This is a genomic window from Sphingobacterium sp. MAE, from assembly GCF_056711605.1.
On the sequence record NZ_CM160044.1, the window covers coordinates 3,207,345 to 3,234,020 of the forward strand.

21 protein-coding genes are annotated in these 26,676 nt (G+C 37.6%); 12 read left to right on the forward strand and 9 right to left on the reverse strand.

Annotated elements, in window-relative coordinates; genetic code table 11:
- The first annotated feature begins 30 nt into the window (after positions 1-30).
- From AC06G9_RS13795 to AC06G9_RS13815, 5 genes are all read left to right on the forward strand, one after another.
- Positions 31-357, forward strand: a complete 327-nt coding sequence (locus tag AC06G9_RS13795) for a HesB/IscA family protein (RefSeq protein ID WP_021189141.1) — start codon at positions 31-33, stop codon at positions 355-357.
- A gap of 282 nt (positions 358-639) precedes the next feature.
- The gene (asnA, locus tag AC06G9_RS13800) at positions 640-1,647 is read left to right on the forward strand and encodes an aspartate--ammonia ligase (RefSeq protein ID WP_094773427.1); all 1,008 of its coding nucleotides are present in this window, start codon (positions 640-642) and stop codon (positions 1,645-1,647) included.
- A gap of 74 nt (positions 1,648-1,721) precedes the next feature.
- Entirely contained in the window at positions 1,722-3,026 is a 1,305-nt protein-coding gene (locus AC06G9_RS13805; RefSeq protein ID WP_248753357.1) for a DEAD/DEAH box helicase, read from the forward strand.
- A gap of 143 nt (positions 3,027-3,169) precedes the next feature.
- A complete protein-coding gene (locus tag AC06G9_RS13810) occupies positions 3,170-5,029 on the forward strand; it encodes a CocE/NonD family hydrolase (RefSeq protein WP_346576009.1) in 1,860 nt (619 codons plus the stop codon).
- A 10-nt stretch (positions 5,030-5,039) separates the two neighbouring features.
- The gene (locus AC06G9_RS13815; protein WP_094773430.1) at positions 5,040-5,507 is read left to right on the forward strand and encodes a hypothetical protein; all 468 of its coding nucleotides are present in this window, start codon (positions 5,040-5,042) and stop codon (positions 5,505-5,507) included.
- Positions 5,508-5,809: 302 nt separating this feature from the next.
- Here AC06G9_RS13815 and AC06G9_RS13820 read toward each other — a convergent pair whose 3' ends face one another.
- From AC06G9_RS13820 to AC06G9_RS13835, 4 genes are all read right to left on the reverse strand, one after another.
- Positions 5,810-6,532, reverse strand: a complete 723-nt coding sequence (locus AC06G9_RS13820) for a hypothetical protein (RefSeq protein WP_480956509.1) — start codon at positions 6,530-6,532, stop codon at positions 5,810-5,812.
- Positions 6,533-7,040: 508 nt separating this feature from the next.
- The gene (locus AC06G9_RS13825; RefSeq protein ID WP_480956510.1) at positions 7,041-7,826 is read right to left on the reverse strand and encodes an enoyl-CoA hydratase/isomerase family protein; all 786 of its coding nucleotides are present in this window, start codon (positions 7,824-7,826) and stop codon (positions 7,041-7,043) included.
- Between the two features lie 12 nt (positions 7,827-7,838).
- The gene (locus tag AC06G9_RS13830; protein WP_045754713.1) at positions 7,839-8,684 is read right to left on the reverse strand and encodes a hydroxymethylglutaryl-CoA lyase; all 846 of its coding nucleotides are present in this window, start codon (positions 8,682-8,684) and stop codon (positions 7,839-7,841) included.
- A complete protein-coding gene (locus AC06G9_RS13835) occupies positions 8,677-9,822 on the reverse strand; it encodes an acyl-CoA dehydrogenase family protein (protein WP_045754712.1) in 1,146 nt (381 codons plus the stop codon). Before AC06G9_RS13835 ends, AC06G9_RS13830 begins: the two co-directional genes overlap by 8 nt.
- Positions 9,823-9,973: 151 nt before the next feature.
- Here AC06G9_RS13835 and AC06G9_RS13840 point away from each other — a divergent pair, with 151 nt between their 5' ends.
- On the forward strand, positions 9,974-11,581 hold the full coding sequence (locus AC06G9_RS13840) for an acyl-CoA carboxylase subunit beta (protein WP_480956511.1): 1,608 nt from the start codon (positions 9,974-9,976) through the stop codon (positions 11,579-11,581).
- 111 nt (positions 11,582-11,692) lie between these two features.
- On the opposite strand, the gene AC06G9_RS13845 is transcribed toward AC06G9_RS13840, so the two are convergent.
- The gene (locus AC06G9_RS13845) at positions 11,693-13,600 is read right to left on the reverse strand and encodes an acetoacetate--CoA ligase (RefSeq protein WP_346571137.1); all 1,908 of its coding nucleotides are present in this window, start codon (positions 13,598-13,600) and stop codon (positions 11,693-11,695) included.
- Positions 13,601-13,810: 210 nt separating this feature from the next.
- The gene (locus AC06G9_RS13850) at positions 13,811-14,857 is read right to left on the reverse strand and encodes a 2Fe-2S iron-sulfur cluster-binding protein (RefSeq protein WP_480956512.1); all 1,047 of its coding nucleotides are present in this window, start codon (positions 14,855-14,857) and stop codon (positions 13,811-13,813) included.
- Positions 14,858-15,110: 253 nt separating this feature from the next.
- On the opposite strand from AC06G9_RS13850, the gene AC06G9_RS13855 reads away from it, so the two are divergent.
- Positions 15,111-16,070, forward strand: a complete 960-nt coding sequence (locus AC06G9_RS13855; protein WP_293925065.1) for a helix-turn-helix transcriptional regulator — start codon at positions 15,111-15,113, stop codon at positions 16,068-16,070.
- Between the two features lie 7 nt (positions 16,071-16,077).
- Here AC06G9_RS13855 and AC06G9_RS13860 read toward each other — a convergent pair whose 3' ends face one another.
- Genes AC06G9_RS13860 through AC06G9_RS13870 form a run of 3 tightly spaced genes read right to left on the reverse strand, consistent with a single transcriptional unit; the run spans position 16,078 to position 19,805 of the window.
- Positions 16,078-17,907, reverse strand: a complete 1,830-nt coding sequence (locus AC06G9_RS13860) for a heme ABC transporter ATP-binding protein (protein WP_480956513.1) — start codon at positions 17,905-17,907, stop codon at positions 16,078-16,080.
- Positions 17,908-17,910: 3 nt separating this feature from the next.
- On the reverse strand, positions 17,911-18,945 hold the full coding sequence (locus tag AC06G9_RS13865) for a FecCD family ABC transporter permease (RefSeq protein WP_132842274.1): 1,035 nt from the start codon (positions 18,943-18,945) through the stop codon (positions 17,911-17,913).
- 8 nt (positions 18,946-18,953) lie between these two features.
- Positions 18,954-19,805, reverse strand: a complete 852-nt coding sequence (locus AC06G9_RS13870; protein ID WP_480956514.1) for a heme/hemin ABC transporter substrate-binding protein — start codon at positions 19,803-19,805, stop codon at positions 18,954-18,956.
- Between the two features lie 290 nt (positions 19,806-20,095).
- Between AC06G9_RS13870 and AC06G9_RS13875 the strand changes: the two genes are divergently transcribed.
- The 5 genes from AC06G9_RS13875 (at position 20,096) to brnQ (ending at position 26,594) form a co-directional block, all read left to right on the forward strand.
- The gene (locus tag AC06G9_RS13875; protein WP_480956515.1) at positions 20,096-22,465 is read left to right on the forward strand and encodes a TonB-dependent receptor; all 2,370 of its coding nucleotides are present in this window, start codon (positions 20,096-20,098) and stop codon (positions 22,463-22,465) included.
- A 4-nt stretch (positions 22,466-22,469) separates the two neighbouring features.
- Positions 22,470-23,189, forward strand: a complete 720-nt coding sequence (locus tag AC06G9_RS13880; protein WP_248753344.1) for an HmuY family protein — start codon at positions 22,470-22,472, stop codon at positions 23,187-23,189.
- A gap of 18 nt (positions 23,190-23,207) precedes the next feature.
- On the forward strand, positions 23,208-23,768 hold the full coding sequence (locus AC06G9_RS13885) for a biliverdin-producing heme oxygenase (protein WP_480956516.1): 561 nt from the start codon (positions 23,208-23,210) through the stop codon (positions 23,766-23,768).
- Positions 23,769-23,786: 18 nt separating this feature from the next.
- Positions 23,787-24,878 (forward strand): hypothetical protein, encoded by a 1,092-nt coding sequence (locus tag AC06G9_RS13890; protein ID WP_480956517.1) that lies wholly within the window; start codon positions 23,787-23,789, stop codon positions 24,876-24,878.
- 423 nt (positions 24,879-25,301) lie between these two features.
- Positions 25,302-26,594, forward strand: a complete 1,293-nt coding sequence (gene brnQ / locus AC06G9_RS13895) for a branched-chain amino acid transport system II carrier protein (protein ID WP_480956518.1) — start codon at positions 25,302-25,304, stop codon at positions 26,592-26,594.
- The last annotated feature ends 82 nt before the right edge of the window (positions 26,595-26,676 follow it).

Genomic DNA, 26,676 nt, shown 5'->3' on the forward strand with positions numbered 1-26,676 from the left:
TATTCAATATTAATATAATAATTCATCGATATGGTAACCGTAACAGACAAAGCAAAATCTCGAATTGAAGAGATAATGAGTACTGAAAAATATGACAGCAGTTATTTTGTGCGCGTTGCTGTTGAAAGCGGAGGTTGTTCAGGCTTAAGCTATAAGCTACATTTTGATAACGAAGAAAAAAAAGGTGATCAGTTTTGTGAAGATAAAGGTGTTAAGGTATGCTTAGATATCAAATCATTCTTATACCTAGCTGGAACAGAACTTGACTATTCGGATGGATTAGATGGAAAAGGATTCGAATTTCATAATCCAAATGCGACAAGAACATGTGCTTGTGGCGAAAGTTTCTCCGTTTAAAAAAACAAACATATAAAAATAAAGAGGTCGCCATAAAGATATGGCGACCTCTTTATTTTTAGTATCTCATCAATTCCGGCATATTCTTGCCATCAAATCAAAAAAACATCACAGCAGAAATAAATTTTCTAACAATACCTTGTTATATCTGAAATATTGTTATTTTTGATGCAAATTGAGGGAAAACAGAATTTGTATGGGCCATAGATTCACATAAATTCTCGACTAATACAAATAAAAAATAGATAACCAAGAGGCTATTTTTTGATATATATACATTTCATGGATAAAAGAAAGTTATTAAAAACTGAAGTTGCTATTAGTTTTGTAAAGGATACTTTTGCACAACAACTTAGAAATAATTTAGGATTGATTCCTATCTCATCACCTTTGGTTGTACTCGATGGTACAGGTATAAATGATGATTTAAACGGGATCGAAAGACCAGTCGCATTCCCGATCAAAGCATTACAAGAACGCAAAGCTGTAGTTGTTCACTCACTTGCAAAATGGAAGCGTTTAAGATTAAAAGAGTTAGAACTGGAGATTGGAGAAGGTATATTAACCGATATGCGAGCACTACGTCCTGATGAAGACTATACCCCCATCCATTCTATTTACGTAGATCAGTGGGATTGGGAAAAAACAATCTCGGCAGAGCAAAGAACATTTTCATTTTTAAAAGATATTGTTCTCAAAATATACGATGCATTACGCTTTACTGAAAAACAAGTAGAACGTCAATATCCTGATATTAAAGCAGTATTGCCAGAAGAGATTACCTTTATCTCCTCCGAAGCACTATTACAAACTTATCCAACATTGACTCCTAAAGAAAGAGAAAATGCAATTGCCAAAGAATATGGGGCTGTATTTATCTATGGTATCGGCGGTGTTTTATCTAATGGCGAAGCTCATGATGGACGCGCGGCAGATTACGATGACTGGAGCACAGACAATGGTAGCGGCACCAATGGTCTCAACGGTGATATTTTAGTATGGAACCCTGTTTTGAATACCGCTTTTGAATTATCTTCTATGGGAGTACGTGTTGACAAAACAGCTTTACAGAGACAGCTTGTTATCAGAAATAATCCGGAAAGAGCAGCATTATCCTTTCACAAAATGCTTTTGAATGACGAATTGCCAGAAGCCATTGGCGGTGGCATAGGCCAATCTAGAGTATGTATGTTTATGCTAAAAAAAGCACATATAGGTGAAGTTCAAGTAAGTATCTGGGACGAACAAGAAAAACAATCCTTACAAGATAAAGGCATTCATTTATTATAATTGAATGCCCCAATATAATAAAAGGTCTGCCGTAGCAGACCTTTTTTATGTAATACTTTGTGTACTTTTGTAACATGCAAATAGACGCCATATTACAAAAACTCCATATCTCTTCGCTCAATGAAATGCAAAATGAGGTGTTGGAAAAATTCAAAGAAAAAGAAAATCTCATCCTACTGTCACCAACAGGTTCAGGTAAAACCTTAGCTTTTGCATTGGCATTGATGAAAACTTTAGATAAAGATGCAGCAGAAGTCCAATCTTTGATCTTAGTCCCGACTCGGGAATTGGCTTTGCAGATCGAATCCGTATTAAAAAGAATTGCTACCGGTTTTAAGATAACATGTTGCTACGGTGGTCACGATACCAAAACCGAAAGAAACAACCTGAAAAATCCTCCCGCTATACTGATCGGTACACCTGGTCGTATTGTATATCATCTTGAGCGCAATCATTTTGATCCAACTCAGATCAAGACCTTAGTGTTGGATGAATTTGACAAATCGCTGGAATTAGGATTTCAAGAACAGATGTCTTTTATCATTGATTATTTAACAACCTTAGAAACACGCATATTAACCTCGGCTACCGCAATGAAAGATATACCTGATTTCACTGGTATATCAACTGCTACAGAAGTTAATTTCCTCAACGATACACATAGTACCCCAGCATTAACAATCAAAAAAATTGTTGCACCTATCCATAAAAAACTCGAAGCCCTATTTCAATTGCTGTGCAAAATAGGAAATCAAAAAGTCCTCATTTTTTGTAATCATCGTGATGCTGTTGATCACATCAGTGAATTACTGCAAAATCGGGATATTATACACGACGTGTTTCATGGTGGACTCGAACAAAGCGATCGCGAATTGGCCCTACTAAAATTCAGAAACAATAGCAATCACATCTTGATCACAACAGACCTTGCCGCTCGAGGACTTGATATTCCCGAGATTGACGCCATTATCCACTATCAGTTACCTTACCGAGAAGATGATTTTACGCACAGAAACGGTCGTACAGCACGCATGCAAGCCAAAGGTGAAGTCTTCATCATTTTAAAACCTGACGAAGATTATCCTTATGTTGCTGATGATATCGCAATCGAAGAAATAGACGGAGAATATGATTTACCAAAAAACTCTGAATTTGCAACCCTATACTTTTCAGCAGGTAAAAAAGATAAAGTAAACAAAATTGATTTAGTTGGTTTTTTACTAAACTTGGATCAAATTGAAAAAAGTGATGTAGGGATCATCGAAGTGAAAGATAGAGAATCCTTTGTCGCAGTAAAACGTTCGTTAGTGAGCACCATATTAAAACATTCCAATTTAGAAAAAATCAAGGGTAAAAAAATTAGAATTCTAAGAAGTTAGAAAATTTAATCCTTGATATCCACTATTTTTTTACACATATACCAAACCAGATTACACGCTAAAACGCTTAATCTGGTTTTTTTTTAATCCATTATTTTAGAGATTTTCCTTACCTTGTCTTATCGAAACATTAATCTAACACCATGAAAAAAGCACTTATCGTTTTTTCAGCTCTTGTCATAAGCGTTACATATCAAGTAAAAGCACAAGAGACGCTCGAAACGAACTATGTTAAAACACATTATGACAAAAAGGAAATCACAATCCCAATGCGTGATGGTGTAAAACTTTTTACGACCATATATACACCAAAAGATAAAAGCCAGAGATATCCTGTTTTACTAAATCGTACTCCATATACCGTTGGCCCCTATGGTGAAGATAAATTTAAAGAGACCTTAGGAAATTTTCCAGCAATGACTCTGGAAGGTTATATATTTGTTTATCAAGATGTACGTGGCAAATGGATGAGTGAAGGAACATTTGATGATATTAGACCGACCAATTTAAAAAATGGAAAAAAGGAAATTGACGAAAGCACAGACACATACGATTTACTAGAATGGCTCAGTAAGAATCTCCAAAACTACAATGGCAAAGCAGGCATGTACGGCATTTCCTATCCAGGATTTTACTCGACCGTAAGTCTGGTCAAAACTCACCCATCTCTAAAAGCAGTATCCCCCCAAGCACCAGTTACAAATTGGTATATGGGCGACGATTTTCACCACAATGGCGTACTATTCACAGGAGACGCATTCAAATTCATGTCCAGTTTCGGAATCCCTAGGCCAAAACCCATCACACCGGATCAAGCACCCAAAACTTTTCAATATCCATCTAAAGATGTTTATCAATTTTATATGAATGCCGGAACTGCCAAAGATCTAAAAGACACCTACTTTGGAGATTCTGTAAAATTCTGGAATGACGCATTTGCTCATCCACATTATGATCAGTTCTGGAAAGACCGCGAGATCTTACCACACTTAACAGATGTTAAACCTGCTGTCATGGTTGTTGGTGGCTTCTTCGATGCAGAAGATGCATACGGCACATTTGAGACTTATAAAGCAATAGAAAAACAGAACCCAAAGAATAATTCGATATTAGTCGCAGGACCTTGGTTTCATGGAGGATGGGTACGAGGCGATGGCAGTTCCTTCGGTGACATCCAATTCGACCAAAAAACTAGTGTGACCTATCAAGAAAAATTTGAATTGCCATTTTTCAATTACTATTTAAAAGGAAAAGGTGATTTTAAAGCTGCTGAAGCCAATATTTTTATCACAGGAAGCAATCAGTGGAAAGCATTTGAAAAATGGCCTCCGCAAGATGTAGAAAACAAAAAACTTTATTTACAACCACAGGGAAAACTTGGCTTCGAAAAAGTTGGTCGCACAGATTCTTGGGATGAATATGTCAGCGATCCCAACAAACCCGTACCCTATCAAGGAGGTGTTATGGAGAGCCGCACGCGCGAATACATGATCGATGATCAGCGTTTCGCTTCATCTAGACCTGATGTTATGGTGTATCAAACAGAACCGCTAACAGAAGATATGACCATAGTAGGCCCTATTACAAACTTCTTAAAAGTATCCACCTCTGGAACAGATGCCGATTATGTTGTCAAACTAATTGATGTTTATCCCGCAAACAGCCCTTCATTCAACAACAAAGTGATGGATGGATACCAAATGCTAGTTCGCGGTGAGATTATGGCGGCAAAATATCGAAATGGATTTGAAAAAGCAGAACCTATGCAACCCGATTTCGTTACAGCTGTCAACTACAGTATGCCAGATGTCGCACATACCTTCAAAAAAGGACACCGCATCATGATACAAATACAAAACACATGGTTTCCTATTGCAGAACGAAATCCGCAGCAATTTTTTGAAGGTTATGAAGCCACAGCCAGTGACTATAGAAAAGCAACACATCGCATATTTCACGACCAAAACAACTCTTCTTATATTGAGTTTTCAGTATTAAAATAAGTATAATAGCATGCTCTACCATTTTTTCCTTGCCCTGCACTCGGCTAGCAGATGGATGATTGTCATCTGTCTTATTCTTTTGTTATTGCGCAGCTATATGGGCTGGAAAAAAAAGTATCAAATAAAACTGTATGATAGTACTCTTCAGATCATAACACTAGTCTTACTTTACATACAGTTTGCAGTAGGATTAACACTCTATTTTGAAAGCCCGATCGTACAATACTTTATTGACAATTTTAAAGAAGCCGTCAAATTACGTCAGGTACGTTTTTTTGGCATGGAACATATCACCATGATGACCATTGGCATTATCGTATTTACAATTGGTTATATAAAAGCACATAAAGCCCCAAGCAGTGAAGCTAAATTCAAAACGATATTTATCTACACGACTTGGGCTACATGCATTATATTGACCTCAATACCCTGGGAATTTTCTCCCTTAACAAGCAGACCGAGTTTCAGAATGTTTTAAGCAGATTATACACCGCTCCAACTGAGCGCTCCTTATTCTTTGCGCGAAGTCATCCTCTATAGTCATAACACTGACTTCAATTTATCTAATGGTATAAACAAAGTGTACCGATCAGCCTATTTAAGCTCCCGTGACTACTGAGCTAATCAAAACCCCGCCCTAACTCCTCAAAGCACAAAAAAGGTCAGCATATTAGATTAAATCGAGATATATCATTCCCCATAACGAAGTCGGTAACATAGCAGATCAAAATCAATTGAAGTAATTTGCAATAGCAGTTATGTAAATATTTCAATATAACACTAATTTACAAGTGCATAATTACCACATGAATAACGGGTAATAGGATCTATATCTTCCGAGTAAACTATTTTATAGCCACGATCCAACATGAACGATACATCCACCCCATTGCAGTATAAAATTATTATTTTTCTATATCTCTTATTCAGAGATAATTCCATATTATCTAGCACAGATTTTAAAACAGATGGAGCAAATGGGTTAAAAAAATAAAATACATTGACATCATCCTCAATGACATAATCCACTGCGTTACAATTGACAATTTTATAATCTAAAACCCTGTTTCCGATAAATTTTTGAACATTTCTACGACATTCATCTACCAACAGTGGAGATAGTTCAACACCTATATAACGTTTGAAATTGTATCGAGTTGCCAGCAAAATAGCAGCCCCTTTTCCACATCCAAAATCAATAAAAGTGCTTTCATGCCAGCAGAAATCGATATTTTTCAACATTCTATTAAAAGTGTAATGTGCAATAGGCTCATAATTACATGCACCTTTGTTCTGAATATTAAGTTCTTGCGGTGTCATTACCCCAGCCAGATTAATGCGGTACTTTAAAAAATACAAATAGCGACTATAAATAAATTTACAAGTATTGACCGCTCCACGTTGTTTTGTCAAAAACCTGATCCTATCAAGAGCATACTTGGCTTTTTGACGAAACCCCTTCATTTGTGTGTAGCCTCCTTTTCTTGTACCAAAATCAGTCATATCATAAATTTACAATTTAAAAACAGGAAATTCAAGAAAATATAATCACGACATCAAACCCATTGTGCTTTCCATACAAATAGCAGCATACGAGACCTTTAACACTAATCAATTGATGGCATTTTAATTCTCAAATTCAAGTAACATGAACTAAAAAAAGATCAGTTAAAAACTGTATGATATATACTTTAAATAATCACTTTTATCTTAATTTACATACAGTTTATCTTAGGATCAACCCTATTTATATTGGGCTTCCAATGATCAAATTATTCTATCAGCAACTTTCAAAAAATGATAAAAAACGCTTCTTATTCATACAACTGATCACCATGATCATTATATTCACCATTAGTAATATAAAACCAAAAAAACAAAGCAGTGCAGATAAGTTCAAAACGATCTTGATCTACACTGCTTGGACAAGAGGCATTATCACTACATCTACACCCTGAGGAGACTCACCATCAACAAATACACCCAGTTTTAAAACATTTTAATAACACGATCATTCGCCCCTCCATTTGGGAGCCCGTTTTTCAATACGCGCAGTCACCCCTTCTTTAAAGTCATGACTCGTCCTCAATTTATCCAACTGTCGAAGTAAAAAAGTATACTGATCAGCCGATTTAAGCTCACGCAATTGCTTCACCGCCTCAAAGCCCATCTTTATTGCCAAAGGAGCAGCAGAAGTAAGCTTAGCCATCAATGCAGGCAAAACATCTGGCTTTTGATCCATTAACTCATATACTAGTCCCATGCTTTTCATTTCCTGGGCCGTTATGACCTCAGAATGTATACAGAGATCCATCGCTTTATGATAGGGAAGATGCTTCAACAGACCAGCCAACACTTGAAAAGGAAATAAACCAATCTGTACCTCAGGTAAAGAAAACTGGACAGACGAATGCGCAAAAACATAAGTACACTCCAAAATCATCAAAAAACCACCAGCAATCACATGACCTTCAATAACCGCAATCGACGGTTTATTAAGAAATGACATCACCTCCCCCAATGACAAATCCACGTGCGGCACTACATCCGAATACTCCATGTTATCTGGATTCTCAAAAGCTTTTAGATCCATACCAGCACAAAAAACAGGACCTTCAGCATCAAGTAGCAGAACCCGAACTTCGGGATCAGCATCCGCTATTTGTATCGCATGATAAATCTCATCAATCATTATTGGCGTAAATGCATTGCGCTTTTCAGCACGAGCAAGTGTCAAATGAAAAACATGATCAACCAATTTTACCTTAATAAACTTATAATTTATATAACCATTCATAAGTAACTGACTTTATGATATTAAATTAACAAACTCACCTCCTAAAGATATTATTTTATCCTGTCCTTTTCGATCAAAATAATACAATAAATCCTCAGTTGGTATATTGCCAACCAATTCATCTTCGGCAAAAGGGCAACCGCCAAAACCTAAAATAGCACCATCAAATTTCCGACAACCAGCGAGATAAGCCGCATTAATTTTATCCAAACTACTCGCTTTAGGAGAATGAAAATGTGCTCCAATATGTAATGCCGGAAATTGCAGGATCGCTTGTTCAAAAAGCTCAGTTATCTGTGGCGCTGTTGCCTCCGACGTTGTATCCGCCAAGGAGAATTCCACAACCCCTAGGGCAGCAATTTTGTCCATCCAATCAAGCACGAGCTCATTACTCCAAAAATCACCAAAAGGATTTCCAAATGCCATGGATATATAGACGACCATTTGTTTTTTATTCCGATGAGCGATTTCCACAATCCCCTTCAACCGTTCAAAAGAATCCACAATAGAAGCATTCGTATTGCGTCTTTGAAAGACCTCAGAGATCGAAAATGGATAACCCAAATAAGTAATATTCTCCGATTTCACAGCACGTAGAGCACCTTGTTCATTAGCAATAATGCCCAGCAGCTTCGTTTGTCCAGAGGTATTTAACTGACGAAGCACCTCTTCTGTATCCGCCAATTGCGGAACAGCCTTTGGAGATACAAACGATCCGCAGTCAAGCCAGTCAAACAGCTCACTTTCAAGCAGCATGTTCAAATACTTAACCTTTTTTTCCGTTGGAATAAACTGTGCTATCCCCTGAATAGCATCTCGTGGACATTCCACCAAAATTACAGCATCCTTTTTAGACATCTTTTTGAATTTCCCGAGAAATAACCATCTTCTGTATACTTGATGTACCTTCCCCGATTGTACATAATTTTGCATCCCTAAAGAACTTTTCTGCAGGATAATCTTTCGTAAAACCATATCCCCCGAAGATCTGTACTGATTCATTAGACACAGACACAGCAGCCTCAGATGCGTACAGCTTAGCCATTGCCCCTATTTTAGAAATACGCTCACCACGATCTTTCATATAACCAGCTTGACGAGTTAATAATTCTGCCGCTTCAATTTCAGTAGCCATTTCAGCAAGCTTAAAGCCAACAGCCTGAAATTCAAAAATCTTCTGATTAAACTGCTCCCTTTCATTTGCATACTTCAGAGCACACTCATATGCACCGCGAGCAATACCTAATGATAGCGCTGCAATCGAAATACGTCCACCATCCAATAGTTTCAATGCCTGAACAAAGCCCTGTCCCTCCTCACCGACCATCTGATCCTGATGTATACGGCAATTATCAAAAAACAAACAAGCAGTTTCCGAGGCACGCATACCTAGCTTGTTTTCCTTTTTACCAGCAGAAAACCCTTCAGTCCCTTTCTCGACAATAAAAGCAGTCACTCCTTTTTTGTCTCCCTTCTCACCTGTACGCGCAAGCACAACAGCTACATCCGAACTAATCGCATGCGTAATAAAATTTTTAGAACCATTCAGCACAAAATAATCACCATCACGAACCGCCACAGTTGCCAAACCTCCAGCATCAGACCCCGAACCTGTTTCTGTCAGTCCCCAAGCACCAAGCCATTCTCCCGTTGCTAATTTGGGTAGATATTTTTGCTTTTGACTTTCATTTGCAAAACTCAATATGTGGTTTGTACACAAAGAATTATGTGCCGCTACCGAAAGTCCTATAGAACCACAGACTTTGGATATTTCATCCAAAACAGTGATATACTCTTGATATCCAAAACCAGACCCACCATAAGCTTCAGGGACAATAATACCCATAAAACCATGCTCACCAAGTTTCTTAAATAAAGGCGCAGGAAATGTTTGTGCCTCATCCCATTCCATGATGTAGGGACGAATATGAGTTTCCGCAAAGTCTCTAGCACTTTGACGAATCATCATCATTTGTTGTTCATTTTCAATAAACATAAATGTTATCTTTAATTTATAATTGGAATTCTGTTATTTACAATAATAACAAAATTATAACATCTTTTTTTAGAGAAACTCAAAATATAATGTTAAATTTATCTCATATTATCAAATTCTGAATTTGACATGCTTAAAATCCAATTATAACATGAATGAACTAATTGTAGAGTTAGAACTAAAAAGAGCAGAACTTCGCTTGGGAGGTGGCGAAGATAAAATCAAAAAATTAAAAGCAAAAGGAAAGCTCACCGCATGGGAGCGTGTCGAATACCTCTTAGATGATCACAAAGCTTATGTTGAAATTGCCCAATTTGCAGGAGATAAAATGTATCCCGAAGAAGGCGGTTGCCCAAATGCAGGTGTTGTATGTGTCTTAGGATACGTTAAAGACGAATTATGCGTCATTGTTTCCAATGATGCAACCGTAAAAGCTGGCGCTTGGTTCCCTATTAGTTGCAAGAAAAATCTTCGTGCGCAAGAAATTGCAATGGAAAACAAAATTCCCATCATCTATCTCGTTGACTCTGCAGGCGTATTTTTACCGATGCAAGATCAGATCTTTCCCGACAAAGAACATTTTGGACGTATTTTTAGAAATAATGCTAAAATGTCCTCGATGGGTATACCCCAAATTGCAGCTATAATGGGTAGTTGTGTTGCAGGAGGAGCTTATTTACCCATCATGTCCGATTACGCATTTATTGTTGAAGGAACTGGTTCCGTATTTTTGGCCGGTCCCTATTTAGTAAAGTCTGCTATTGGCGAGACGGTAGATGCAGAGACATTAGGCGGAGCAAGTACACATTCTGTTATCTCAGGAGTCACAGACAATAAATTTCCAGATGAGGCAAGTTGTTTGGACGCCATAAAAGGCGTTATGGACAAGCTTGGTGCACATCCAAAAGCAGGTTTCAATCGAAAAGAAGCTAAAGAACCACTACGAAAAAGTGCAGAAATAGCAGAAATATTGCCCCTAGATCGTACCAAACCCTATTCTATGCACAAGTTATTAGAAGCTTTAGTTGACCAAGGTACATTTGAAGAATACAAACAAGATTATGGCAAAACCATCGTCTGCGGCCTAGCACGTATAGATGGATGGGCAGTCGGTATCGTTGCCAATCAACGAGAAATAGTTAAAGCCAAAAAACCGGCTGGTGCCATTGAAATGCAGATGGGTGGTGTGATATATAGCGATTCGGCAGACAAGGCTGCGCGCTTTATCATGAACTGTAATCAACAATTAATTCCGCTGGTATTCCTACAGGATGTAACAGGTTTTATGGTCGGTAGTCGCTCAGAACAAGGAGGAATCATTAAAGACGGAGCTAAGATGGTCAACGCTATGGCAAATTCAGTGGTGCCCAAATTTACATTTATTATCGGCAATAGCTATGGAGCCGGAAATTACGCAATGTGTGGTAAAGCCTACGATCCTAGATTAATCTATGCTTGGCCTACTGCACAAATGGCAGTTATGAGTGGAGCCGCAGCAGGAAACACCCTGTTACAAATTCAAGAGTCTGCCTTAAAAGCTAAAGGAATAGACATTTCAGAAGAAGAAAAGAACACCCTGTTAGATGATATCAAGAAGCGTTACTTCGAGCAGTTAAGTCCTTATTATGCCGCCGCTCGTATCTGGGTCGATGGAGTCATTAGACCGGATGAGACAAGAAATGTGATTAGTTTAGGTATAGAAGCCGCCAATCATAATCCAATAACAGAACGCTACAATGTCGGCGTGATCCAAACCTGATCACAAAAGAAAAAAATACTATTTTTTTAAAATAAAGCTCTGATTTTTAAAACCAGAGCTTTATTTTTTAGATATAGTAATCATTTACTACGAAACAAACAAATACCTCAACTAAAGTGAATTAAGCCAAAAATCCAAAGACTTAGGATCTTTCAATACAGCTACACTTACAGCCTTTTCTAGCGGAGCTCCCATCATAATTTTTTTCACAGGAATCTCTAATTTTTTTCCACTTAGCGTATAAGGTATCGCTGGCACTGACACAATATCATCAGGTACATGGCGCGGACTATAACTCTTTCTTAACTTTAATTTGATAGCAGCTTTAAGTTCGTCAGTCAGCAAACCCCCATCCCGCATCTGGACATACAGTGGCATCGTAGACGTTCCATCTTCATGATCAAGACAAATAATTAAGCTGTCTGCCACTTCCGAAAAAGTGTTCACTATATTATAGATTTCTGCAGTGCCAATTCGCACTCCACCCCGATTCAATGTCGCATCAGAACGTCCATAAACGACAATACCATCGTGCTCGGTAAACTTGATCCAATCACCATGGCACCAAACACCCGGATATTTATCAAAATAACTAGCTAGATACTTCTCATTATCAACATCATTCCAGAAATATATGGGCATGGAAGGCATAGGCAACGTAATAACCAGTTCGCCCACCTCATTTTTTACCGATTCTCCATTTTCATTATAAGCTTCAATCTTCGACCCTAAAGTTAAACACTGTATTTCACCAGCATACACAGGTAACAACGGATTTCCAGACAAAAAAGCACTGCATACATCAGTACCACCACTTAACGAAATAATCTGTGCTTGCGGAAATTGCTGCTGCAACCAACAAAAAGTCTGTGGGGGTAAAGGAGACCCTGTCGAACCTATAGTTTTAGGTTGATAACGCGGTTTTATCAAATCAAATTGCTGATTCGCGATATAATAAGCCGCACCCGCACCCACATGATCAATCTCATGCTCATCAGTAAAATTCCAAAAAGATAATTTTTCAGGGTAGACCAATGAGCCTTCGTAAATACACAGTGTAGCACCAACCAATAAAGAAGAAAGTGCATAGTTCCACATCATCCAACCAGTAGTTGCATACCAAATAAATCGTTCTCCCGCTTGCACATTCTGGTGAAGAGCCAAAGCTTTGAGATGTTCCAGTAAAATACCGCCACAACTATGCGTGATCGCCTTAGGTTTACCAGTAGTACCCGAAGAATATAAAATCCAGATCGGATGATCAAATGGAACAGCCTTAAAACGCAGTGGCAATCCCGTATCTTGTGATAAGATAGTTTGCCAGATTTGCTCCCCTACAAAAATGACATCCCCTACTAAACTCTCGAGATTCGATGCTAAATCGATCATTGAATCTTTCAGATCAAACAGTTTGCCGTTATAGGTATAAGCTGCCTCTGCAAACAGAAGTTTTGGAGCCACTTGAGCAAATCGCTCGGATATACTGGTTGCTCCAAAATCTGGAGAACAACATGACCATATCGCACCTATACTATTTACAGCTAAAAAAAGAGCGACAGAAGCCGGGCTATTTTTCAGCACAGCCACGACGCGATCACCTGGCTGTATTCCCTTCCCTAACAGGTACTCTTGGATAGATCGAACCATGACCTCCAGTTCCTTCCATGAAATCTCCTGAGCGGGTTTATTTTCCTCTTGAAACAAAAGAGCTGAACGATCTATGGTAGCTTGACGGAAAATATGCTCCGCATAATTTAACGTCGCACCTTCAAACCATTTCGAACCGATAAAACCTTGTGCAGATGCCCCAAAAACCCGTTGATAAGGATGATGAAAAATGACATTAAAAAATAAGGCTACATCTTCCCAGAACTCATCTAGATGAGAAACAGACCAATCCCATAGTATAGGATAGGAGTCTATGCTGAGCTGCCGTTTCTGAGATACAAATTCTTTAAACTGGTGTAAAGAAGACTCCTCTTGATAAGCAATAGAAGGCTTCCAAAGTAAATTACTCATTATTTTGATTCATTTGGTTTGAATCAAATCTACTGAAAATAATGTAAAATAAATGAGATCAAACGATTGATTTATAACATACAGATTGATCAATATAAAACTGATACTAATACATCATCATCCAACCTAGGATAATATGCCTGCAGATTGAAATACCAATAAAGGATCCATATAATCGCTGACAATATGACTATATAGAAAAAATTGATATTAAAATACATCTATCACCGTATCCGCTTCAACAGGATGTCCCGTACAAAGCAATATACGTCCACTTTCAACCTCTCGATCAGTCAACACTTCATTATAAGTCATACGGACTTTCCCATGAGAACAGTTTGATATACAAGTACTGCACATACCCGACTTACAGGAATACGGGAGCTTAATTTTATGTTCTAAACCGACATCCAGAATAGATTTATTATAGGGGATATCCAACTGATAACACTCACCTTGAAAATTTAACGTAATCGAATAGGTGCTTTTATCAATCTCTTTTTCCGATTCATCATCATCGTCCTCTTCATTTTCAGGAAGCAAAAAAGTCTCACGCTTGATTTGAGACTCTTCAAAGCCCATACCCAGTAAAGTGAAACGACACAGATCCATATAGATGACCCGACCACAAGTGTAAAACAGAACATCCTGATGGTCAATTGGCAAATGACTTTTCAAAATTGAAAGAATATAATCTCTGTTCAAACGTGCTGTCATAAGATTTTTACTGTTGGAGTAAATCCATATAATCTCAAGACGATCTGGATATTTTACCGCCCATTCATGCAGTTCTTCTTTGAAAGGCGTTACCTCAGGAGAACTATTGCTATATATCAAGACAATTTTAGACTTAAGTTCCCGAACCAGTGCAGTTTTCATAATGGAAAACAACGGTGTAATGCCTATACCTGCAGCAAATAAAAATACTGTCCGTTCTTTATCACTAATAGGCTCATACGTAAAGAGTCCCTGTGGCTCTAGAGCATTCACGATATCTCCCTGTTTAATTTTATGATGCAAAAAACGAGAAATCTCCCCATTCTCAACTCGTTTTACGGTGATACTTAAAGGTTCATCAACATCTGGCGAACTATTGAAAGAATACGACCTTCTCACCTCTCTGTTACCAAATTCAAAAGATAAAGTCAAAAATTGACCAGCCTTATAAGTTGTAAACTCCCCTGATACTGGTTCAAAATTTATGGTTACATTATGATTTTCACGAGGAATGATGTTCGTAATTCTGAGCTTGTGCATAACCAAAGATAGTATTCACATTGAGTTTTATCAAATCATAAATAGCAATAGGCTATAGATCTTAAAAATATACTTTGACAAGACTTAAAACATATGAAACTACCTCCATCTAATTAGCACAGCAATATTGATAAAGCTCCAATTCGATATATCACACACTACTTTTACATTAGATGTATATGCTATCACCTCGGGGTATCATACAATTTAATTATTTAGATTTATTATAAATAATGTATATTTGTAATTAGGTATGATTATAAAGGCAAAGATAAAACAACATAATGAATGGCTATTTTGGGAAGAACTTCCTGAAATCAGTTCCATCAATACCATTTTATCAGAAAAGCATATTGCGATCAATAAAAGTCCGATCAATATCAGCACGTATCAGATCCTCAGCAGAGGTCTATTTATACTCTGTGCAGATATGCGTGTATCAGCACCGGTCGATATTATCTCCGAGATAGAGGGCGAAGCTGTAGTGAGTCAATTTATACTCAGCAAATCGGAATCTGCCCATGGATTTACTTTCAGTAAGCACAATATTCGTTACATTCCATCGCTGTATGAAGAGCACCCCATTGAGAGCAACCAGGACTTTCTATATTTTATGGTCATTATGACGCCAGAACTCTATCAGAATATGATCAGCATACATACGCCGCTACATTTGGAGTTCAAAGAGAAGATGAAGGAAAAAAAAGTAATCTCCATTGTCGAAGAAGATCTTTTTGTTACCACAGAAATGAAGGGAATCATTGATAGTATCCGGACCACGACAAATAAAAACGAATTGAAACAGATATTCGTCAATGCACGTGTACTGGAACTAATCATGCTACAATTTGAGCAATTCAGTTTTATCAGTGATAAGCTAACAGATCTTTTAAAGATAGAAGACGTCCAAAAATTGGAAGAAGCACAACGTATCCTTCGGAATAGTTTTGTTAATCCACCGACACACAAGCAATTATCAAAATTAGTACTATTAAATGAATTTAAACTTCGTAATGGCTTTAAACAACATTTCGGGACGACCATATACAATTACATCACCCGTATCCGTATGGAAGAAGCAAAGCGTCTAATTTTAAATGAAAACAAAAACATGTATGAGGTGAGTACGATTGTGGGTTTTAAACATCAGGCTAGTTTTACACATGCATTTAAAAAATATTACGGCTTACTCCCTTCAGAAATAAGCCGTTAATTTACTTTTAGACCTTTTCACCCTGCAACAACGCACGCCAAGATTCCAGTTCAGGAACACCCGGTTTTCGCTTTCCAAAAAATTGAACAATAAGATTTCCCTGCTTGTCGTAGACTTCAAGTGCATGAACAATACCATCCGTAGAAGGTTTTCTTACCAGCCAAATTTGATCGATAGCATCCATGTTAAGATGCAGATTAAATTGCGGATCCAATACATTAAACCAGTTATCCATCGTTACAAGTCTCGATATTAACCCCGAATGTATTTGAATGCAGCCTTTGTTACTCACAAAAACCATTACCGCAACTTGCTGTTCAGAAGCCTGATTTAAGATCTCCGTGAATCGGTCCAATGGCAGTTGCTCTGCAAAGCCTGCTGGGGCTAAACGTAACGCTTGTGTCCGCTGTAAACTGTATTTTCGTAGGATACCAAAAAATTCATGACTATCCTTCATATTTAACCAATCTGATTGAAAACTATCGATATCCATCTCCGAATCTGGGATGGAGATGTCGCTCAATATTGCAGGAATATTGATTGTAAAATAGGTTTGTTCTGTGGCACGATGCGCATTTACGAGTTCTTCATACACCGGAAGCGGATTAGAATCCTTGGTCAAATAAACTTTATGGACAGCCAACCCAGCTGTATCAAAGAACTGGATACTCCAAAGATCATTGACCTTTACAGCAAATGCATAGGCCCAATTCTGGATAAAAACACGTAGGTCAATATCCTCATTATGAAATAGGACGACATGTCCCTCATTGGAAGGCGTGGGATATGTACCTTTTCTTTCATGAACACATGCGTCGTTACGTGTCAGAGCCATTACGTGACCAAGACGGGGCAATTCTTGCAGAATAGCCCAGATATCATCTTTAAGTAACACCACATCAGCGGATAACTGTGTCAATAGAAGCTGTGCTTCACTTACATTCAATGCTTTTGCACAGTCGTAAATCCTTGCCTTAGGATGCTCCCTCTTATAATTTTCGTATTTTTCTTTTAATTCCATAGCCAATTCATATTTATAATTTGAATTAAATTTTGCTGCCGAATAGTGTACTGTACAGGTATGTACTGACGGTGTCAGCGTAGCCATATCCGTACTCACTTTTGTTTGTACACCAAATATAGCATATATATTTTCAGGCTTGAGCACTTCCATCGGAGTTCCCTCCCACCATTTCCGTCCCGATTTAAGCATCAATACACGATCTGCATACTGTGCTACAAGATTCAATTCATGTAGAATGGCAACAACACTAAATCCAACAGCAGTCAAAGCTTTCGCAATGGCTAATGTTTGATGTTGAAATTGAATATCCATACTTGCCACGGGTTCATCTAATAATAGCAAGACCTCCTTCTGGTCCCAGACTTGCGCCAATACCCGTGCAAAATGCACACGTTGCTGCTCTCCTCCCGACAATTGCTGTATTTTTCTATCTCCCAAATGTTCGACTTCACAGATACGCATGCATTCAGCTATAGCCAGTTCATGTTGCTCCTGAGAAGATTTCAAATGATAGCGCCCCATGCGCACGACTTCTTCAACCGTAAAGGCCATGGACATACTATTGGATTGATGCAGAAAAGCTCTTGCACAAGCCAGTTCCTTTAATGAATAAGAACGGAGCGATTTTCCTTTAAACCATATCGATCCTTTAGCAGGCTTTAGATCGGACGCCAACATACGCAACAACGATGTTTTTCCGGCTCCATTTGCCCCTACAATTGTGTAAAATTCGCCTTTTTGAATAGAGATATCAATATCCCTTAAAATAGGACGCCCTTTAATTTCGTATGATAGTGATTGTACTTGTAGCATAAACTAGATTTTATTCTTGTCTCTAATCAGGATAAATAAGAAAACTGGAGTTCCCAATAGTGCTGTAATAACCCCAATAGGAAGTTCCAATGGCTGAATAATTAAGCGCGAAAGCAGATCAGCAAGTGTGAGGACCAATGCTCCGGCAATACTTGATGCCACGAGCACGTAACGATTATCAACTCCACCAATCAACCGGATAGCATGCGGAACTAATAACCCCACGAAGCTGATAACTCCGGAAAATGCAACGGCTGCTCCTACTGCCAATGTTGAAAACAAAATAACAACAATTTTCAACCGGCTTGTATTGACTCCCATCATTTCAGCTTGAGATTCTCCTAGAGCAAAAACATTCAATTGTTTCGCAAAAAGAGGTAGGATAACTAAAGAAATCAAGACACAGGGATATAGTACTTTAATATTTTCCCATGATGCTCCCGCTAAACTGCCCAATGACCAAAAGGTGATGGAACGTAATTGTTGTTCAGTTGCTAAATAACTTAATAATCCTGTTAAGGCTCCTGCAAATGCATTCATAGCAACACCTGCTAAAAGCATGGTTGCAATATGAGATTTCCCATTGTTCATGGATATACGATAAACAATAAGCACTGTTAATGTTGCTCCTAAAAACGCGGCAAATGCCAGAACGTAATAACCCAGGCTTGCAGAAATCATAGGAAGTAACAAGCCTTCGAAAGAGATAACGAGTGCGGCAAAGAAAGAAGCACCTGAAGAAATTCCCATTAAGCCAGGTTCGGCTAATGGATTTCGAAATATACCTTGGATAGCTGCTCCACTGATTCCTAAAGCTGCACCAACTGCTATTCCCATCAAAATTCTAGGCAATCGTATTTGCTCCAAGACATTCACAGTCAGCTCATCTATACCTGATGAAGCTTTAAGACCTATCTTATGTAACAGTATAGAGCAAACATCCCAAAAGGAAACCGAAATCGATCCCATCCCTAATGAAAATATGACTACGATAATAAGTAATATGCTGAGTAGCGTGTAAATTAAGGTATTTTTCATTACAGCAACTATTTTCCAAATAATTTTTCGTGCAACTGCTGTATCGCCTGTGGTAAACGCATACTGAAACCATTTAACAAGGATGCATCCATAGCTATTACTCTTTTATTTTTACCTGCTGTAGTTAAGTTAACACCTGGTAACTTCAAAATAGCTTCTTTTCCTCCTAAACTGGACATCCCAAAATCAAATAACAAAATAACTTCCGGATTGGCTTGAACTAAGGCTTCTGTATTATATGTTTTGTATCCCGTAAAACCTTTCATCACATTTTGAGCACCGGCTAACTTGATTACCGCATCAACAGCAGTTCCTGAACCAGATACACTCATTGCTCCTGCCCCACGTGCATATACAAACATCATTTTAGTTGCTTTACTCGACTTCCCTTTCGCAATTGCAGACTTTAGATCTTTCGATAATTGATCTGCAACCTGATTTCCCTTTGTAGTAACATTTAGAGCTTGTCCTACTTTGCGAACCAATCCTGTTAATCCTGCCTCAGAAAATTCCTGTTTAAACAAAACACATGAAATATTCAAGGTCTTAAATTGCGCCAATACAGCCGCACTGACCTCTCCTTCAAAACCTAGTACGATATCTGGACGAAATGAAGCAATTCCTTCAGCCGTAATTGATCTGTTTTTGCTCACTTTAGGAATCTCTTTCACATAACTTGGATAATCGCTTGTCACATCAACAGCCACTAGATTAGCACCTAGCCCTAATGCATCAACAATTTCCGTCAAACTTCCACTTAAGGAAACAATTCTTTTTGGCATGTTGCCTTGTGCTATAGCTACTGTATAGCTAGACCATAAAATGATAATAAGCGCAAAATTATTTAATATTTTCTTCATATAATTTGTTCATTTATGAAGAACAAAAATGGGCTTATTTAAACTAATTACAAATAAAGGGTTCTGTTTGCAATACACTTACACTAATACACAGGAGTAGATATAAATCGCCTAAATACACTGGTAAGCAATAAATTAACTAAACAGTAGGGATCATTATGTCATTTAAATAATATCATATTGCACAAAAATTAATACGCTTTGCACAAATCAAAATACACAATGCATAAATAAACTTTGGCATTTTATGGAGATACTTGCATTATTATTTAGAATTATTACAAATAACTTTGAAGACAACACACTATCTATGCCTGCTATTTAGTTTTCTTTTTCTGATCGGGAAAAGTAATTCAGTGCTTGCACAACAGAATGCGCAATTTCAGGGGCTTATTGTGGATGAATTACAAAGACCGTTGGCAGATGTAAGTATTTTAATCGAACCAGACCGATCTACGACAAAAACAGATAATCGTGGAAATTTCATAGTCAAAAAATTATATGCCGGAATATATACTTATACTTTAAGTGCAATTGGATATGAAACCTTAACTGGCTCTATTGAGTTGATCGCAAAAGATAAGCAGCTACATCGCTTCCAGCTTCATAAATCGAATCAAGTTTTAGATGAAGCATTGGTTACGCAAGAGATTCAAAACCGTCCAACATTAATTGATCCTAAGAACTCTGCCATGCCGGTTACTATTATCGACAGGAAGGCAATTGAACTTATGGGGAGTAGACGTTTGGACGAAGTGTTAAAAGAACAGACAGGTATTGCCATTGTTAACAATACTGCTGGTGGTAACCGTTCTGTAGGTGTGCAGCTGCAGGGATTCTCTAGTGAATACGTCATGATCCTTATTGACGGACAGCCTATGCTTGGCAGAAGCTCCGGTAACTTTGACTTATCACGTATTTCGGTAACAAATATAGAACGTATAGAGATTATCAAAGGAGCTTCTTCTTGTCTTTATGGGAGTGATGCACTGGGAGGAGCGATCAATATCATTACCCGTTTAGGGAAAGTAACTCCTCAAATGCATGCAAATATTAACTATGGAAGCTTCAACGTATTGGATGCAACCTTAGAAGGTGAGACTTCCTTTAATAAAAATAGAGGAACAGCTTTACTATCTACGAATTACTACCGTACGGATGGTTTTAATACAAACAAAAAATTTCAGTCAAGCGGAACCACAGTCCCACCCTACCAAACTTTTTCCATCCAGGGAAAAGTAAGACATCAATTGAAAGATAATCAGCATTTCATTGGCGCTTCAGGGCGTTATAACTATCGCCAATCGGATATGCACCGTGGTTACGGACAAGATTTTAGCACGCTAGATCAGCAAAAAGAAACTGACATCAATGCTTCATTGTTCTACGATAGCCGTTGGAATGAGCGCTGGAAATCGCTTTCTACCTATTACGTATCGCATTATCAATCCGATAATAAAGTAACAGCAAAGCAAAACAATGCCAATTTGGCCTCAGACAATTTCACACAGATGGTGCATCGTCTGGAACAACAATTTGCTTATCAGTCAGAAGGCTTAAATGGGACTATGGGACTAGGTGGCGCTATAGAAGCTATGGATCTTGCTGAAAATTTTGACAACAAAAATCAGAAGAACTTCTTTTTATATTCCCAAGCGAATAAAACAATCGGAGAAAAAACCACTGTTGTTGCAGGATTGCGTTATGATCAGACAGACAATTACGGAGGACGATTAAACCCAAGTTTAGGTGTGACCTATCAATTACTGCCTCAGCTTGCTTTGAAAACAGGTATAGGAACTGGATTTAAAGCTCCTGACTTCAAGACCCGTTATCAGGTGTTTTACAACCCTGCTGCCAATTACTACGTGATCGGCAATGAAGTTTTAAACAGTACTCTGGATGAAATGGATGCCGCAGGACAAATTTCTGAACGTCGCAATTACATCATCAATCAACTTGATGGTAACTTAAAAGCCGAGCACAACACCTCAATCAATGCAGGTTTGATCTGGAAGCCGTTAACGAATACAACAGTAGAAGTCAATGTATTTCGTCATCAACTTAAAAATCAAATCAATAGTATACAGGTCGCCACGGGTATGCAAAACATGGCAATTTACTCGTATCAAAATTTACCAAAGTCAGTCAATAAAGGATTTGACATATCTCTTTCTACTCGGGTGTTAGAAAAAATCACAATCAATGCAGGCTATCAATATCTGATTGCGAAAGATATGAGTGTTGTTGACAGTATAGAGCAAGGGAATTGGCCATTTAATACCTTAAGAGATCCAAAGACCGGTGAGACGTTTAAACCAACATCAAAAGATTACTGGGGCTTAGAAAACAGATCAAGACATCAGTTCAACGTAGGTGCAATTTATCAAGCTCCTTGGAATCTGACAATAAATGCACGTGCCAATTACAGAGGGAAGTATGCATTTTCAGATGCAAATGGCAATCATTTTATTGATCGTTTTGACACATTTGTCAATCAGCATATTCTCTATAATGCAACTATTGAAAAAAAGTTTGACAAACTTCCTCTAACTGTCCGGGTTACTGGAGAAAACCTCGGAAACTATATTAATTATTTAATTCCAGGCCAAATTGGTCGAAGTGTATCCTTTGGCCTATCCTACAGATTAATAAAGTAAAAAGATGAAATTATCCATAAAAATACTCTTTTATAGTTGTATCGCAACAGTGTTTACTTCATGTTTTAAACCCAACATAGAGCCAGATATCTTAGCCGACGGAAAAAGTACGATCATAAAAGATCTTGCAGGTGATGTAAATGCTTATGTTGGAGCTGGTGTTGGTGGCGGAAACCCCAAAGAAACAAGAGACTTTTATACCTTCCTATTTCGGTTTTCAGATCAAAACCAGACCTGGTTAAAAAATCATACCGATTCGGTCACGAACTTTGCAAAAACAGATTGGGATCTTGCCTTTACAGGACAATACAATGGAACACTTTTTATTAATGATGGAACGATGGAAAATAATCCCGCCTACGGAAATCCATCAAGACATCGCATTGTACTGATTAAAAAGCCATATGACCAGGTCGATTCAGCTCCTGAGGATATTGAATTTGAAAACTCAAAGATAAACGCATTCGGTATTATTATGGATGCCGAGTCATCAGGCTGGTATGATTATAATATACAGCGTCACTTGGTACAAGCCATGCCTGACCGCACCTATGTCATCCGTTTAAGTAATGGGAAATATGTTAAGCTACAAATGATCAGTGTATATCAGGGTATTCACAATTTTACGCCTATTACTGACCTTTACTGGCCTGCCCCCTACTTTACTTTCCGATACTTCATACAAGAAGACGGAACAAAAAATTTAAAAACGAGTAATTTATAAAATTAATAAGCAAATATCATGTTAAACTTAAAAATCAAAGAAGCCACAAAAAATGGCCATCAAGAGTTAGAAAAAAATGTTATTTTTAAATTGAAGGCTATTGAAAATAACTTAGATTATGCAGACGTATTGAAATATTTCTATGCTTATTTCAATGCTGCAGAAGGAAACATTGAAGCGGCATTACCAGAAAGCTTAGCGTCTTACTATGCCACACGCAGAAATGCATCACATGTTGCCAAAGATATCATTGAACTTGGTGGTAGTTTAGAAAACTTACCTGAAGTTGTGTTACCAACGATCAGCACAAAAAACCAAGCGATCGGTGCTCTTTATGTACTAGAGGGGTCTATCATGGGCGGGCCACATATTGTCAAAATGCTTCAACATAGAGGTATTAATTCGGGATTTAACTTTTTTAATGGCTATGGTGACCAATCAATGGAAAAATGGGCGGAGTTTACTGCAATAATCAATGCAGAAGTTGCCGAAAATGACGAGCAAGAAGCTATCGATGCTGCATTAGCGACATTTGAAGCCTTTACCAATACCTTTAATTCAAAAGCAGTTGTCTCGTAATTTTAAATCCGTGTAATCATGAAATCATCACACAAATTAAAAAGTATCCTGTGTGTTAGTGCTATTGCACTGACCTCTTTTCAATTTACAGCTTGTAAAAAAGATAAAGTTGAAGATCCAATAGAAGAAGAAGTTTTCAAAACGGAAGGACTTAATGTTGCAGTACCAAGTGGTAAAACCATATTTTACGACTTAAAGAAACAAGAAGATGCGACAGAAAGCTCTTATACGTTAAAACTTTCAGGTATGTATGGGTCTCGTTTAGATTTGGGAAACCAAGGCTATCAAATGGGATATTTTGACTTGAAAAATACGAGTATCAAAGATATTAAGTTGACCAATACAGCAGACTTTAACCAATTGGATGTTAAAGAAACTAATTTTTTAACCATTGATGCATCCACTGCAGGAGAACCGGCAAACGGTCCAACTTGGATTATTTATGACTATAAAAATAATCATGCTGTATACCCGACTGCAGATCGTTATATTGTATTCTACAAAAAAGCAGACATCACAAGTGGTGCACAAACTGAAGTCATCATTATGCAAGCAGATAAAGTAACAGCCAAAGATGGAAATGCACGATACCAATTAAAATCGGAATCGCATGATATCAATATCCTTAAAGAAAAAGAGGTAAAAACAGGTACTGTTGCTGTTCCTTCTGGTAAGACAGCATTTTATGATGTGTTAAATGATAAAATTACAGAAACTGTCGAAACAAGTCTAGTAAATTTTTCTGGGTTGTCGGGTACTACGCTTAAGCCAAGTACAACAGCTTATAAATTTGGATATTTTGATTTAAAAGGAAAAAGCATTGAAGATATCAAGATCGCGAACTTAAAAGAACTTGATTTCAAAGAAGCAACATCATTAGGATTAGATGCGACTAGCATGGGGCAGCCGGTGACAGGCCCAATATGGGTGGTATACGCAGGTGCTCCTACACATGCTCTACATCCTACTGCTGATCGGTTTGTAGTATTATACAAAGGAACATCCTTATCTGAAAATCCAAATGAAGTCATCATCTTCAAAATAGATGAACTCGTTACTGCAGGGCGAGATGCAACCTTCAAATTGAAAATAAAACAGTTCATAAAATAGACCTAAAAGTCAATTTTATAATCGCACGAAGCATCTTGATTTGTATCAAGATGCTTTCTTATTTTTAGTACGATGTATGATATCTCCGTGGTATTCGATCTCTTTTTTGAAATCAATTGATTTCAGCATAATTTAGGAAAAATAAAAAAAATCTTAAATCTGATCATTTTACGCAACAACACAGACGTTCAAACTACTGCAAGCATATTGCTTACACTGCATTTTATTTCCCTATCCTACTCAACAATATAAATAAGCTATTTAAAAACAGCGCTACTTATTTCTTGTTTAATTGGAAAGTCCTACTATATTTGCCGTTCGATAATACTATTTACATCTCAAAGATCTACAACGTGCAGACTATGAACACTCTTGTGTTGATAAGAAGCTCAGACCTGTTTGAAAGGACATAATTAACTATTGATGAAACAAATCAAAGATATTACGACACTAGGATTCGCCTTATTTGCTATGTTTTTTGGAGCTGGAAACTTACTGCTTCCTCCATTTATTGGATTAAATGCAGCAGATCAATGGGACTGGGCAATAGTAGGTTTTGGACTTACAGGTATTTTACTTCCTCTGTTAGGCGTCTTATCGATCATCAATTCAGGTGAATCATTCAAAGATTTAGGTAATCGAACTCATCCTTATATAGCCACTATACTGGGTATTATCATCATGTTGGGTATAGGACCATTAATTGCTATTCCGAGAACAGCCGCAACTACTTTTGAAGTAGGTTTATTGCCTGCATTTCCAAACCTCTCTCCCATCTGGGGTTCAATACTATTTTTTGCGGTTACTTTTATCCTTTCGATCCGCCCTTCCAAAGTCGTGAATGTAATTGGAAATTTTCTGACACCGTTACTTTTGATTTTATTGATCGGTATGATCATCATGGGAATTTTGTTTCCTTTATCACCGAATACCGCACATCAGATAGAATCCATGCAAGCCTTTAAGCTTGGTTTCATAGAAGGATACCAAACATTAGATGTGTTGGCTTCTGTCATTTTTAGCAGTATTATTATCGCTGCGGCAAAAGCCAAAGGATATGAAAAACTTAAAGATAAAAATAGAATCGTCACGAGTGCAGGATGTCTAGCTACATTTTGTTTATTATTGATCTACGGTGGCTTAGTTTTTTTAGGAGCAAAATCTGGATATCCCTTATCTCCAGATGTAAAACGGGCAGAATTACTCCTGTTTATTTCGCATAAAATCTTTGGAAGTTATGGGGTGCTTGCCATTTCAGTCAGTATTGCTTTAGCGTGCCTAACTACTGCAATAGCTTTAACTTGCGCTGTAGGTACATTTTTCAGTCAGCTGTTTAATAATCGAATTACCTACGAGTGGATTGTCATTATTTGTTGTCTCTTTTCAGCAGTACTTGCCATAACCGGAGTAGAGTATATTATTCAAATTGCTTATCCATTTTTAGCATTCATCTACCCGATTGTCATTACCCTTGTACTTTATGTGTTGATTTTTGGACGTTTTATAAAGGCTAGATTACCCTATATAGGAGCTTTAGCAGGAACTACCCTATTTTCTACGATCTATCTGCTAGCAGGATTTGACATCCATATACGAGGTGCAGAAAAAGTGCTACAATCAGTTCCATTAGCCGGATATGAGTTATGGTGGGTAGTCCCCTCCATAATTGGATTTGCTATATTTTTAATATGCGAAAAATTAAAAGCTAAGCAATAATTACCTTTTATAATAAGGATACGTAGAAAATACAACTTAATTTAAATAGTCAAGCTGAGTCTAAAACAAAAGCATTTCACTA

Bases quoted from the DNA above. Each gene is read 5' to 3' on its own strand.
- AC06G9_RS13795 (WP_021189141.1), top strand. From the start codon at position 31: ATGGTAACCGTAACAGACAAAGCAAAATCTCGAATTGAAGAGATAATG.
- asnA (WP_094773427.1), top strand. From the start codon at position 640: ATGGATAAAAGAAAGTTATTAAAAACTGAAGTTGCTATTAGTTTTGTA.
- AC06G9_RS13805 (WP_248753357.1), top strand. From the start codon at position 1,722: ATGCAAATAGACGCCATATTACAAAAACTCCATATCTCTTCGCTCAAT.
- AC06G9_RS13810 (WP_346576009.1), top strand. From the start codon at position 3,170: ATGAAAAAAGCACTTATCGTTTTTTCAGCTCTTGTCATAAGCGTTACA.
- AC06G9_RS13815 (WP_094773430.1), top strand. From the start codon at position 5,040: ATGCTCTACCATTTTTTCCTTGCCCTGCACTCGGCTAGCAGATGGATG.
- AC06G9_RS13820 (WP_480956509.1), bottom strand. From the start codon at position 6,532: ATGACTGATTTTGGTACAAGAAAAGGAGGCTACACACAAATGAAGGGG.
- AC06G9_RS13825 (WP_480956510.1), bottom strand. From the start codon at position 7,826: ATGAATGGTTATATAAATTATAAGTTTATTAAGGTAAAATTGGTTGAT.
- AC06G9_RS13830 (WP_045754713.1), bottom strand. From the start codon at position 8,684: ATGTCTAAAAAGGATGCTGTAATTTTGGTGGAATGTCCACGAGATGCT.
- AC06G9_RS13835 (WP_045754712.1), bottom strand. From the start codon at position 9,822: ATGTTTATTGAAAATGAACAACAAATGATGATGATTCGTCAAAGTGCT.
- AC06G9_RS13840 (WP_480956511.1), top strand. From the start codon at position 9,974: ATGAATGAACTAATTGTAGAGTTAGAACTAAAAAGAGCAGAACTTCGC.
- AC06G9_RS13845 (WP_346571137.1), bottom strand. From the start codon at position 13,600: ATGAGTAATTTACTTTGGAAGCCTTCTATTGCTTATCAAGAGGAGTCT.
- AC06G9_RS13850 (WP_480956512.1), bottom strand. From the start codon at position 14,857: ATGCACAAGCTCAGAATTACGAACATCATTCCTCGTGAAAATCATAAT.
- AC06G9_RS13855 (WP_293925065.1), top strand. From the start codon at position 15,111: ATGATTATAAAGGCAAAGATAAAACAACATAATGAATGGCTATTTTGG.
- AC06G9_RS13860 (WP_480956513.1), bottom strand. From the start codon at position 17,907: ATGCTACAAGTACAATCACTATCATACGAAATTAAAGGGCGTCCTATT.
- AC06G9_RS13865 (WP_132842274.1), bottom strand. From the start codon at position 18,945: ATGAAAAATACCTTAATTTACACGCTACTCAGCATATTACTTATTATC.
- AC06G9_RS13870 (WP_480956514.1), bottom strand. From the start codon at position 19,805: ATGAAGAAAATATTAAATAATTTTGCGCTTATTATCATTTTATGGTCT.
- AC06G9_RS13880 (WP_248753344.1), top strand. From the start codon at position 22,470: ATGAAATTATCCATAAAAATACTCTTTTATAGTTGTATCGCAACAGTG.
- AC06G9_RS13885 (WP_480956516.1), top strand. From the start codon at position 23,208: ATGTTAAACTTAAAAATCAAAGAAGCCACAAAAAATGGCCATCAAGAG.
- AC06G9_RS13890 (WP_480956517.1), top strand. From the start codon at position 23,787: ATGAAATCATCACACAAATTAAAAAGTATCCTGTGTGTTAGTGCTATT.
- brnQ (WP_480956518.1), top strand. From the start codon at position 25,302: ATGAAACAAATCAAAGATATTACGACACTAGGATTCGCCTTATTTGCT.